General features: G+C 35.7%; 13 protein-coding genes. 9 read left to right on the plus strand and 4 right to left on the minus strand.

Annotation, left to right across the window (positions count from 1 at the left end; genetic code table 11):
- Positions 1 to 171 precede the first annotated feature (171 nt).
- The 3 genes from LS65_RS07425 to nusA all read right to left on the minus strand — a co-directional run bounded on the left by LS65_RS07425 (position 172) and on the right by nusA (position 5,572).
- On the minus strand, positions 172 to 573 hold the full coding sequence (locus LS65_RS07425) for an META domain-containing protein (protein WP_052061034.1): 402 nt from the start codon (positions 571 to 573) through the stop codon (positions 172 to 174).
- A gap of 31 nt (positions 574 to 604) precedes the next feature.
- Positions 605 to 4,261 carry a DNA polymerase III subunit alpha gene (dnaE, locus tag LS65_RS07430; protein WP_034361299.1) on the minus strand — a complete coding sequence of 1,219 codons (3,657 nt, stop codon included), beginning with the start codon at positions 4,259 to 4,261 and terminating at the stop codon, positions 605 to 607.
- A gap of 183 nt (positions 4,262 to 4,444) precedes the next feature.
- Positions 4,445 to 5,572, minus strand: coding sequence for a transcription termination factor NusA (nusA, locus tag LS65_RS07435; protein ID WP_034361301.1), 1,128 nt, complete (start codon positions 5,570 to 5,572; stop codon positions 4,445 to 4,447).
- Positions 5,573 to 5,749: 177 nt separating this feature from the next.
- Between nusA and LS65_RS07440 the strand changes: the two genes are divergently transcribed.
- From LS65_RS07440 to LS65_RS07475, 8 genes are all read left to right on the plus strand, one after another.
- Positions 5,750 to 5,998, plus strand: a complete 249-nt coding sequence (locus LS65_RS07440) for an HP0268 family nuclease (protein WP_034361303.1) — start codon at positions 5,750 to 5,752, stop codon at positions 5,996 to 5,998.
- A gap of 31 nt (positions 5,999 to 6,029) precedes the next feature.
- Positions 6,030 to 7,403, plus strand: a complete 1,374-nt coding sequence (gene miaB, locus LS65_RS07445) for a tRNA (N6-isopentenyl adenosine(37)-C2)-methylthiotransferase MiaB (RefSeq protein WP_138129822.1) — start codon at positions 6,030 to 6,032, stop codon at positions 7,401 to 7,403.
- On the plus strand, positions 7,396 to 8,046 hold the full coding sequence (locus LS65_RS07450) for a lysophospholipid acyltransferase family protein (RefSeq protein WP_034362992.1): 651 nt from the start codon (positions 7,396 to 7,398) through the stop codon (positions 8,044 to 8,046). The genes miaB and LS65_RS07450 overlap by 8 nt, the downstream gene beginning before the upstream one ends.
- A gap of 79 nt (positions 8,047 to 8,125) precedes the next feature.
- Entirely contained in the window at positions 8,126 to 9,142 is a 1,017-nt protein-coding gene (locus tag LS65_RS07455) for a hypothetical protein (RefSeq protein ID WP_034362990.1), read from the plus strand.
- A 9-nt stretch (positions 9,143 to 9,151) separates the two neighbouring features.
- Complete coding sequence (locus LS65_RS07460; RefSeq protein WP_034362989.1) at positions 9,152 to 9,703, plus strand: hypothetical protein; 552 nt, start codon at positions 9,152 to 9,154, stop codon at positions 9,701 to 9,703.
- Entirely contained in the window at positions 9,696 to 10,277 is a 582-nt protein-coding gene (locus tag LS65_RS07465; protein WP_034362987.1) for a hypothetical protein, read from the plus strand. Before LS65_RS07460 ends, LS65_RS07465 begins: the two co-directional genes overlap by 8 nt.
- An 8-nt stretch (positions 10,278 to 10,285) precedes the next feature.
- Positions 10,286 to 11,227 (plus strand): 16S rRNA (cytosine(1402)-N(4))-methyltransferase RsmH, encoded by a 942-nt coding sequence (gene rsmH, locus LS65_RS07470; RefSeq protein WP_034362985.1) that lies wholly within the window; start codon positions 10,286 to 10,288, stop codon positions 11,225 to 11,227.
- The gene (locus tag LS65_RS07475) at positions 11,220 to 11,576 is read left to right on the plus strand and encodes a hypothetical protein (protein ID WP_034362982.1); all 357 of its coding nucleotides are present in this window, start codon (positions 11,220 to 11,222) and stop codon (positions 11,574 to 11,576) included. Before rsmH ends, LS65_RS07475 begins: the two co-directional genes overlap by 8 nt.
- A 7-nt stretch (positions 11,577 to 11,583) precedes the next feature.
- Here the strand turns inward: LS65_RS07475 and LS65_RS07480 are convergent, their stop codons facing one another.
- Complete coding sequence (locus LS65_RS07480) at positions 11,584 to 11,829, minus strand: DUF3781 domain-containing protein (protein WP_034362981.1); 246 nt, start codon at positions 11,827 to 11,829, stop codon at positions 11,584 to 11,586.
- 149 nt (positions 11,830 to 11,978) lie between these two features.
- Here LS65_RS07480 and LS65_RS07485 point away from each other — a divergent pair, with 149 nt between their 5' ends.
- Positions 11,979 to 12,371 (plus strand): DoxX family protein, encoded by a 393-nt coding sequence (locus LS65_RS07485; protein WP_034362979.1) that lies wholly within the window; start codon positions 11,979 to 11,981, stop codon positions 12,369 to 12,371.
- Positions 12,372 to 12,373: the final 2 nt, after the last annotated feature.

The following is a 12,373-nucleotide window of genomic DNA, read 5'->3' on the forward strand; positions in this document are numbered from 1 at the left end:
AGAGAATGTCAATATTGCTAATTCTAGTGCAGAGATTAGTGAGAGAGTAGATAAGGTAGCTAAAGATATATTAGATGATGTGAATAAGAAGAGGTTTTAGCCACAAAGAATTTTAAATTGCCCAAAATCACAAGTATTTTGGGCTTTCTTAAACAAATCTTTTAAGTTTATCTACCTATGAAACACTGCTTTAGTTTGTGCATTTTGCATAATAAGTTTATCGCCATTCACATATATTTGGCTGACACCATCACGTATAATGTTCATTAAACTATCCTCAATAGCCATACTTTCATTGCTACACAGCATACGCGTAAGACCTGCACCCTTGATATTTATATTATTGCCCTTAAGAGAATATGAGGCAAAAAATTGATTGCACCCAGCATTTCCATTTATGGTTTTACCTTCTTCAAACTGCACAAATGGTGTATTTTCACTTGCCCTGACATCTTTTTGTAAAGCACCATCACTTAGCTCTTGCAAATACCAAGTGCCTGAAATATCTATATTTTGAGCATTCCCGCAGCCTATCATTAATGCACCTAAAAACCATATATATTTACTTCTCATCATTAACTCCTTACATTTTAGTTTCAAAAACTTAGCCCTGCCATTCAAGTTCGGCAAATGCTTCTTTAATGCTAGAATGCACCTTTAAACGACTGACAAATGTATAGCCTAATTGATCATTTTTAATTCTAAAATGCAATTCACGCTCACCTTTGAGTTGCTCTGCGTGAGCTTTGAGTTTATCCAAAATGCCACTTTCCACACAAGTAGAATCAATCACCACACATAAAGGCGTGCAGGTATCAATTTCTGTAGGTTTCATATCAATAGGGATAATCTCCTCCTCTTCTCTATTTGAAGCTTTAAATTCTACTCGCGTCTTTTCTTTTGCCGCCTCTTCAAGTGTAGAAATTTTTAAGATTCTAAAACTTGGGCTTTCTTCTCTTTCTTCTATTTTACATTTTAATGCTAAAGGTTCTTGTAAATCAAGATTTTCAAGTGTTTCAAGGTGTTTTTCAAATACCATTATTTCAACTTTCCCACCATAATCCAAAAATTCAATTGTGCCAAAAGGTTTGCCACTTTTTTTGCTAATCCTACGCTTAATATTCAATATCTTTCCCACAAGCATACAAGTAGAATCTACCTTTAATTCTCCCAAATCCATACCTTTAGCTACACCCTTAATCTTTTGTATCTGTTCCTTAAAATCATCAAGTGGGTGTCCTGATATATAAAACCCCATACATTCATATTCGTAATCAAGCAAAGTGCGTATATCATACTCATCTTGATTACTAATAGACAAGCACACATTAAATTCCACCTCATTTTCGCCAAAAAGTGAATTGTTAAACATCTCTTGTGCCTTATCTTTTTCGCGTCCTTTATCGCAGAGTAAATCTATAGATTCAAGCATACTTCTGCGTGAGTAGCCTAGATTATCCAATCCTCCTGATTTTATAAGTGGTTCTAAAGAGCGTTTAGTAAGCTTAGAGAAATCTACTCTTGCAATAAAATCTTCTAAACTCTTATATGCACCATTTTTTTCTCGCTCCTCTATGATATTTTCAATGGGCGCATCACCTAACCCTTTAATTGCACTTAGTCCGAAAATGATTTTTTTCACTCCATCAAATTCGCCCACACCAAAATTATTTTCAGAAATATTCACGTGTGGTGGGACAATTTCAATACCAAGATTTTTTACTTCATCAATGTATTTTGCCACAGATTCTATTTTGTTTGTCTCACTTGTAAGCATAGCTGCCATAAATTCGTGTTCATAGTAAGTTTTTAAATATGCAGTTTGGTAGGTAATCATCGCATAAGCTGCAGAATGAGATTTATTAAATCCATATCCAGCAAATTTCACAATAAGTTCCCATAAATCCTCTGCTTTAGAGCGATTATAACCTTGTTTCTCTGCGCCATCGGCAAATTCTTTTTTTAACCTTAACATTTCATCAAGTTTCTTTTTACCCATAGCTCGACGAACTAAATCTGCTCCACCCAAAGAAAATCCACCGATAGTCTGCACAATTTGCATTACTTGCTCTTGATAGACAATCACTCCATAGGTTGATTTTAAAATTGGCTCTAATGTATCAAAAGCATAATGTATTTGTGCTAAGCCGTGTTTGCGATTAATAAAATCATCAAGCATACCAGATTCCATAGGACCCGGACGATAAAGAGCAAGCATCGCCACAATGTCTTCAAAAGTATTTGGCTTGAGTTTTTTAGCCAAACTTTGCATACCTTCAGATTCTATTTGAAATAATCCCAAAGTGTTGCCGCTTTGGATTGTTTCATAGACTTTAGAATCTTCCATATCCATTGTGCTAAAATCAATCTCTTTTCCATATCGCTTTTGAATAAGCTTGAGGGCATCATCAATCACAGTGAGTGTTTTAAGTCCCAAAAAGTCGAATTTAATCAAATCCACTGGCTCAAGCCAATTCATAGAATATTGCGTAGCTACGCCATTCATCTTATCATTTGTGTAAAGAGGGACTTTATTCCACAGCTCCTCTTTAGAATCTATCACTATCGCTGCAGCGTGTGTGCCTGCATTGCGTTTTAACCCCTCAAGCAGCAGAGCATAATCCCATACTTGCTTTGCTAGAGGATTTTTTTCTACAAGCTCTTTAATTTTTGGTTCTTTTTCCCACGCACCATCTTTTTCTTTGCCATCTTTACCTATATGTTTTGTAAGGGTAATTCCAAGTTCAGCTGGGATAAGTTTTGCAAAAGCATCAGCGTCATTATAGGGCATATTAAGCACACGTGCAACATCGCGTATCACACCTTTTGCAAGAAGCGAACCAAAGGTGATTACTTGTGCGACATTATATTTTCCATAAGTGCTTGCCACATACTCTATCATCTCGCCGCGTCTGCGTTGGCAAAAATCCATATCAATATCAGGCATACTCACTCGCTCGGGATTTAAAAATCGCTCAAAAAGTAAATCATATTTAAGCGGGTCAATATTTGTAATTTTAAGCGCATATGCTACGAGACTGCCTGCTGCCGAGCCACGTCCTGGTCCTACGGGGATATGATTTTGTTTTGCAAAATTTACAAAATCCCACACAATCAGCATATAGCCGGGAAATTTCATTGAGCTAATCACTTCTATCTCGTGTTCTAATCGTTCCTTGTATAAAGAATGAGATTGTATTGGGATATATTTAAGTCGCTCCTCTAAGCCTTGACGACATTTAAAGGCAAAATACACGCTATCATCGATAGATTCTAAAGAGCAGTTTAGAATCTGTGGCAAATTTTCATTGAGTGCATAATGTGTAGTGAGTTTAAAAGTAGGCGGGGTAGCAGGAGTATTATTTAAGAGTATCTCGCCTGTATGTTTGTTCTTAATCTCAATATTTTTTAAATCTAAGTCTAAATGACATTTTTTAGCGATTTCTTGTGTGTTTTCTAACACTTCAGGCACATCGCAAAAGAGCTTTTGCATCTCCTGTGGGGATTTAACATAAAATTCTTTAACCGAATGTTTGAGTCTGTCTTTATCGTTAAATGTTTTACCCATAGCTACACACATTGCAACCTCTTGCGCACTTGCATCTTCTTGCAAAGAATAATGTGTATCATTTGTCGCAATCACTTTGATACCAAGCTCTTTGCCAAGCTTTAGAATCTGCTCATCAATGAAAAGCTGGTCATTAATGCCGTGTCGCATAAGCTCAAGGTAAAAATCTTCACCAAAAATATCTTTGTATTCTAATGCTACTTCTTTGGCTACTTCATAGCCCTTTGCTCCAAATCGCACATTGCGTTGATTATTGATATTAAGCTGCCAATTTATCTCACCTTGCAAACAAGCAGAAGAACATACAAGCCCCTCGCTCCTCTCTCTTAGTAAAGCTTTGTTAATACGAGGATAGTAATAAAATCCCTCAATAAAAGATTGTGAGGAAAGATACATTAGATTCTTATAGCCTATTTCATTTTTGGCAAAGAGGCAGAGATGGAATCGCTGCTTGATTGTTTTATCTCCGAGTGTATCGCCATTATGCAGATAGGCTTCCATACCTATAATGGGATTAAGCCCCTCTTCTTTCATACTCACATAAAAATCAAGCGCACCAAACATATTGCCGTGGTCAGTAATCGCAACAGATTCCATACCTAATTCACGAATGCGTTTAGCTAGAAATTTAATTTTATTTGCACCATCAAGTAAAGAGTATTCAGTATGAAGATGAAGATGTGTAAAACTCATAAGCAAGTCCTTTCAATGCAATATTCATTATTACTAATAATTAAGTGGAATTGTAAAATAAACTCCATTAGAAACACTTAAAATGAGAAAGATTCTTTATTTTATTCTTTGTGGAACATTGTATCGTAGAGTTAGGTGATATTTAGATATTTGTAGTGCCATAAATCCATCACCTTGTTTTGCTTAAGACTTAAAGAGGGAACTAAGAGCGTCTATACCTATTTTTTCCACAGATGCAGATTCATTTTCAAGTGGCTTAGATTCTGTAATTTCTTGAAGCTCAATATCACATTCACAAAGCATACTTGCAAGACGGATATTTACACCATTTTTCCCAATAGCCTTGCTTTTTTGCTCACTTTTTATTTGCACAATCGCTTTTTTTCGCTCTCCCTCTTGTGCCTCTTCAATCTTAACACTTAACACTTGTGCAGGGGTTAAAGCTTTAGCGACAAAAATTTCAAGTGCGCTATGATACTCCACACAATCAATATTTTCATTCGCTAATTCTTTACTCACAGCATTGATTCTTACGCCTTTAACGCCTACGCAACACCCAATGGGGTCAATACGCGCACTATTTGAATATACCGCAACTTTTGCTCTATCACCGGGGATTCTTGCACTTTTGTGGATAATCACTTCATTATCTTTTATCTCTGGCACTTCCATTGCAAGGAGTTCTTCTAAGAATTTTGGCGTTGTGCGTGATAGCTCCACTTGCAATCCATATTTATTGATACTTACAAATTTAAGTATAGCACGAATCGTATCTCCCACCTTGAATTGCTCACCTTTAATGCGGTTTTTTTGTGGCAAAATTGCACGAATGCTCTCAATTTCAACAAAAGTATTTCCACTATCATCTACGCCTACAACTTGTCCATTGACGATTTTACCTACCATTGAGCGAAAATTTTGCAAAATTTGATTTTCAATTGAACGTTGTAAATTGTATTCAAGATTCAAAAAAAGCTTATTAATTGCTCCCCTACTCATAGAATCTAGCTGTAATTCACAATCCACTTCATCACCTATATTTACATCACCAATATCTTTTGCAGCAGAAAGCGGTATGCACCTTGCTTTTTGCTCTTCATCAAGCACTTCTGAATCTGCACATACCTTTAAACGATAAAAAAGTTTCAAGGTGCGCTCTTTACTATCTTCCTCAACAAAATAGTTACGATGAGGATTAATCTCTTCTTGAGCAATTTTGATAAGCCCCTCTTTTACAATGCTTATTACAATTTGATGATCTAAACCTTTGTCATAAGCAATTAAGTCAATAATATCTAAAATCTTCTCCAAAATTACATCTCCTAATTATTATGATTTCCCCTATATAGTGCAGCTTCAAACTTTCTAACAAACAGAAAGTTTAAGAAATGAAGAAAAGTATTATAATAAATTTTTGCTTAAAGTTTTACAAATATGCCTATTTTTAGCTATAATGAGCGATTCTATAAAACAATAAGGAGAGATATTATGGAACTCAAAGTTGCCAAAACTACACTTGATACAAAAAGCAAAGCCGCTACCAAAATCGCTTGTGAAGATATCCTTAAAAAATGCACAGAAGGCATTAATACTTTTTATTTTGATAGAGAAAATTCACATAAAGATATGCAAAAAGCTTGCGCATTTTTTCAAAAAGCAGGGCATAGCACTTATCTCAATGAAGTGCGCTATGGTCTTGATGAAACAAGTTATATTTATGAGCTTCATATCATTTAAGCAAAGTGAATAACTTTAAGACTTTAACACAATGAAACTTTTTATACAGACATTAGGTTGTGCGATGAACGAGCGGGATTCTGCACATATGATTGCCGAATTACAAAATAAACTTAATTACACCCTCACGCAAGATTCAAAAGAGGCAGATTTAATCCTTATCAATACTTGTTCTGTGCGTGAAAAACCTGAAAAAAAACTTTTTTCGGAGATTGGAGCATTTGCCAAAACGAAAAAAATAGGTGCAAAAATTGGTATTTGTGGCTGCACGGCAAGTCATTTAGGTGAGGAGATTATTAAAAAAGCCCCGAGCGTAGATTTTGTGCTAGGGGCAAGAAATGTATCAAAAATCACACAAGTGCTAGAGCGTCCTAAAGCTGTTGAGGTAGATATTGATTATGATGATAGCACTTATGTCTTTGCTTCTTCACAAGATATGGGTATTAAAGCGCATTTAAATATTTCCATTGGTTGTGATAAAAAATGTAGCTACTGCATTGTGCCTTTTACACGTGGAAAGGAAATTTCAATCCCCACGGATTTGCTCTTAGCTGAAGCACAAAAGCTTGTCTCAAATGGTGTGAAAGAATTACTTTTGCTCGGGCAAAATGTGAATAATTATGGTATAAGATTCTCTCACTCTCACCCAAAAACAAACTTTACACAACTTTTGCGTGAGATTAGCCAAATTGAGGGACTTTATAGAATCCGCTTTACTTCACCCCACCCTTTACATATGGACGATGAGTTTTTAGAAGAATTTGCAAATAATCCTATAATTGCCAAAGGCATACATATTCCATTACAAAGTGGTTCAAGCAGGATTCTCAAAATGATGAGACGAGGTTATGACAAGCAGTGGTATCTTGATAGAATCGCTAAACTCAAAGCTCTTGTGCCAAATGTTGGTATTGGCACAGATATTATTGTAGGATTCCCAACAGAATCTAATGAAGACTTTGAAGATACACTTGATGTGCTTAAAATTGTAGAATTTGATACACTTTATAGTTTTGTTTATTCGCCTCGTCCGCATACAAGTGCGTATGAATATGATAAAAGTATGCTTATTCCTCCTCAAATAGCAAAAGAGCGTCTAGCACGATTGCAGCAACTTCACAAGGAGATTCTTAATAAAAAAGCACAACTTGAAATTGGACGCATTCATCAAGTGTTTATTGAAAATCATTATGACAACGAAGGACAATGCTTTAGCGAAGGGCGGAGCAGCAGTAATAAACTTATTAAGATTCTAGGCAAAAAGTGTGATATTGGCTCGATTACAGAAGTAGAAGTTACGCATAATGAAGGGGGTGCTCTTATGGGAAAATTTATACGCGAGATAAGCTTAGGTGAAGCTCTTAGCTCAAAAAATGGTATCACTTTAAGAAGCTATAATGTTTAAAATAAGTAGAGAAAAAAAGCGTCAAATCCTTATCAAAATCGCTCCACCGCTTATGTATATGGCATTACGCATTATCTATGTTTTTACACGGCATAGATTCCATATTAATGAATATGCGCGGGAGCATAATTTTATTGGTGCGTTTTGGCACGGAGAGTTGCTGATGTTGCCTTTTTTATATAAACATTTTCAAAAAGAAGTAAGCAAAGAGCGTGATAAGGGTTTTTATATTGTGCAATCTCATCATTTTGATGCTGAACTTATGGTTCGCGTTATTGCTCTTTTTCACTTAAAGAGCTTACGTGGCTCATCTTCAAAGGGTGGCTTACGCGTATTAATGGAAGCTTTAAAGTTACTTAGAGAAGGCTATGATATAGGCTTATCTCTTGATGGACCAAAGGGACCTTATCATACAATATCTGATGGCATAGTGGCAATGAGTCAAAAAACTGAGCGACATATTATCCCTATACGCGTAGTATATAGCCGTTATTGGGAGTTAAAAACTTGGGATAAATTTCGTATCCCTAAACCATTTTCACGCATAGATTATTATATGCTTGATGGTTTTGTAATTGACAAAGATATGAATCTTGACGAAGCTAAAACCTTAATATGCACTCACTTAGAAAAGGAACTCTAAATGCTTATAGATTCACAAACAGATTTTGTTAGGCATAATATACAATACGACAAATTCCTAAGAGTGAGGGCTTAAAGAGTTGCTAAAATTTTTGCTTCGTCCATTTTTTTCTACAATTCTCATCGGTGTAAATCTTGATGCGAAAGTATGCCTCCTTAAAATAGTGGTCATTAAAAACAAACGCGTAAAAAACACCATAAGCAAAGAATTTAAAATCGTAGATAAAGAGCTACCAATGGAGGCAGCAAAGCTTATCAAGGACTACAAACGTAAATACCCTTTTACTTATCTTAGTGCTATGAGCAAAACTTACAATCAAGGTTTAGCAAATTGTGCAAAAAAGGGAGATCTTATCAAATTTGGTATTAATGCTAAAACTTCGCATATCATAGAAATGCCAAATCAATGGCTTTTTTATATTCAAAATCTTGCTATAGATGAAAATCGCGTGAAATTTATCCGTGCCTTGGGGCTTGATTATCTTTTCTCACCTTTTGTGGTTATGTATGAAAATATCAAAACACAGCTCAAAACTTCTATTAACCTCTATGTTTTACAAGAGCGCGGGAGTATGACGCTTTTTGTCGCGAATAAAAAAGGAGTGTATTTTGGTGGATTCTTTATGGTGGGTGGCGAGCTAGAGCAAAATGATGATGATAAAAACTCAATGAAAGAAGTGCATTCACTTCAAGAACTAAGTGAGCTAGATTCTATACTTGGCTCACTTGATGAGCTCAATGAAATTGGTGAATTAGAAGGCTTAGACGAAGACCTTATCCGCAAAGAATTTGCACCAGAGGAAGTAGATTCCCAAGAGCAGCAAAAAGCTGAAATATCGCGTTTAGAGAGATTAAGAGATTTGGCACGAGCATCAAATGCGGTAGAGATTCTCAAAAATTCTATCAATGAATTTTATAGTAATCCTATCTACAATGCGCAATTTATAGAATCTATCATCATTCTTGATACCTATGGTATGACAGAACAAGCCATAGAACATATTCGCAATGCATTGATGCTAAATCTTGAGGTGCGCCCACTTGATATTCCTGATGCGCTCATTAAACTTGCGCAACAAGAACTTAAAAGTATGTGAGGATAAATTATGACTTCTTATAGTTTCATACGCCCTAAACCCAAAAGTATTTTTAAACGTTACACAAAAATTTGGTTTGCTTATACTCTATTAGCGGTGATTTGCGTGTTTAGTTTTGCAAAAGTGCTGGAGAGGCAAAGTATTGCCAAAATCAATGAGCAAACACAAATTGAAGAAAAAATCCAGCACACAAAGCTTAAAGCCATTGTTGTGAAAGACTACATAGAGCGGCTTGATTATGAAGTCAAACTTGGCGAAGAGATTGAGTTGCAAAATAAAATGCTCCAAGAGGGCTTGTCAAACCTGCTTAAACTTATCCCTGACCAAATTGTTGCTACAAGCATAGAGCTTGATTATAATATGTTAGCAATGAAAGGCATCACACCTTCAAAAGAAGTATATAAGTTTCTTCTTGAAGCCCCATTACGTGCGATTTTTACACAAACAAGGGTAGATTTTTATCCTCTTATGAGTGGGTGGTTTAATTTTGTATCCATAAGCAAAACAAATCCTATGCTTAAACCGCTCAATCTTGAAAAAAAGGAGTCAAACGATGAATAGCGATTTTCGCATAGACTATGCACTCAAAAATTTTGTATGGTTTTTAGTGTTTAGTGCTATTTGCGCGCTTTGTATTGTAAAAATCCTCCTCCCTCAAATCACAGAATACAAAAAGCAAGCCTTGGAGAGTAGAAAATCACGCCTCACCTTTAATCAAATCAACAAAGATTATCTTGCCATAGAAGCACAATTAAAGACTTTTTCTATTCAACACCATAAAATGCTAACAAGCCTTAATAATGAAGGCGATGAGGCAAAATTGCTTGAACTCTTACAAACGCGATTTAATGCCGTAGAAGTCAAAAAACTTGATTCAACAAAAGAAAATGAGATTATTAATACGCGTTATCAAATTATCGGTTATGCCACAGATTCTCAAAATATTGAAGACTTCATCGGCTGGGTAAATACGATGCCTTACTTTGCACGAGTAGATTTGCCAATCAAAATGCAATTTGATGAGAAAAGCAAACATATTTATTTTGTGATGATAATTAGTCTCAAATACTCTGATTACGCTGAACACCCTATTATTCTTGACAATCATTTGCGTTTTGATTATTTCAAACCATAAGATTTACAATGTCAAAGCATTTTTCTGTTTTAAAAAATGAATTACTCCAATCTTTTGCGTGGCAAGGTGGTGTGCTTATTGACTGCACACTCGGTTATGGCGGACATAGCCTTGCTTTTTTAGAATCTTCTCCAGATACACAAATCTATGCTTTTGATAGAGATAGCTCTGCCCTTGCTTTAGCGCAGGAGCGACTACAAGAGTATGCTTCACACATACATTTTTATCATAGTGCTTTTTCTTACGCCATACCCTCTTTAGACGATGCAATACTTGCCAAAAGTAGAGGAATTATCGCTGATATTGGCGTAAGCTCTATGCAGCTTGATGATATGCATAGAGGCTTTGGATTCGCTTCTTTAAATTTAGATATGCGTATGGATACACGCACTGAACTTAGCGCACAAAAGGTGCTTAATTCTTACTCACCCACGCGCTTAGAAGAAATTTTTAGAATCTACGGCGAGATAACACAAAGTAAAAAACTTACACATATTATTGTAGAATCACGAGAAAAAAAACTATTTGAAAGTTGTGTCGAGTTAAGTGAGCTTATTGAGCGACATTTTCCTCGCACAAGTGGGATTCACCCAGCTACTTTAGCCTTTCAAGCTCTGCGAATAGAAGTCAATGATGAGCTTAATGAGCTACGTGCCTTATTACAAAGCATAGAAGAAGCTTATCGCAAGGGTGTATTATACAACTGCAAGGTAGGTATTATCTCCTTTCATTCTTTGGAAGATAGAATCATCAAGCAGTGCTTCAAACAATGGAGTAAATCTTGTATTTGTGCAAAGGAGAGTTATAAATGCGAATGTGGAAACAATCACGCTTTGGGGGAGATTCTCACCAAAAAACCAATCACACCCACACAAGAAGAAATCAAACAAAACAAACGCTCTCGTAGTGCGAAATTGCGTATTTTTGCATTAGGTGAAAGCAATGAATGAACAATATCCATTAAAAGACCTTATTCTACCCAAATCACGCGTGAGTGAGTGGGAAAAAGATGATCTTTTAGAAACTTTTGAATCTCATAACTCCTCCACACAAAACAAAGTCAATGGCTTGGGACTTAAAGAGTTAAAAAATGCGGGACTTATTATTCTTTGTGTGCTGCTTCTTTGTGTGCCAAAAATCTATCTTGCAAATACAATTTATTACTTAAGTAAAGATATCAATACTTTACAAACCCAGCACGATACTCTCCTTGACGAAAATAAACGCCTAAAACACGAAGTTGAAAGTCTTCGTTATAAATTTTTAATCCTCAAAAAACCTTCAAGCAAAGCTCAATAAATTTTGCTTAATGAGGAGGTATTTTATGCGCTGTAATAATAGTATAGCTTTGTGCGTGGATTGTTAGCTTACAATGGGGACAATACACATAAAAGTTTTTACCTCTTTTTTCTAAAATGGTATTCTTGCTTAGAATCTGCTTTTTACACCAAGAAAGAATATCATCGCTTTCAAGTTCTAAATTCCTCTTTATCCGCTCCATTCCCATTTGCGTGGTGTGGAGTTTATCAATATTCTCAATCAAAGACTTCATCTCATACCACCAATAACCTGCTTTGCAAATTATAGCCTAATTGATAATACTCAAAGATTTTATGCTTATTTTTATATTTATTCCCTTGCAATTTGTTTTTTTTTTTTTTGATAAAATGCAGGGTTTGAAATCAATAAAAAGGATTTACAATGTTTCATAATGATGATTTAGGCAAATTGATTGTGCGCTTATGCGTAGGTGGGCTTATGCTCTTTCACGGAGTTAATAAAATAACAAATGGTATAAGCGGTATAGAAGGTTTTATGGAATCTCAAGGATTACCCATATTTTTTGCCTATGGTGCGTATATTGGCGAAGTCCTTGCACCATTGATGATAATTGTAGGTTATCAAGTGCGTATAGCTGCTGCCTTAGAGGCTTTTACAATGCTTGTAGCAATTTATGTTGCAACAGGCTTTGAGATTTTTGCCCTTGACAAGTACGGAGGATGGGTGATTGAGCTGCATTTACTCTATATGCTTCCTTGTATTGCCTTGACATTTATGGGTGGAGGTAGATATGGCGTGAGGTTTAAGAAATAAAA

The organism is Helicobacter japonicus, assembly GCF_000762845.2.
GTDB lineage: Bacteria > Campylobacterota > Campylobacteria > Campylobacterales > Helicobacteraceae > Helicobacter_C > Helicobacter_C japonicus.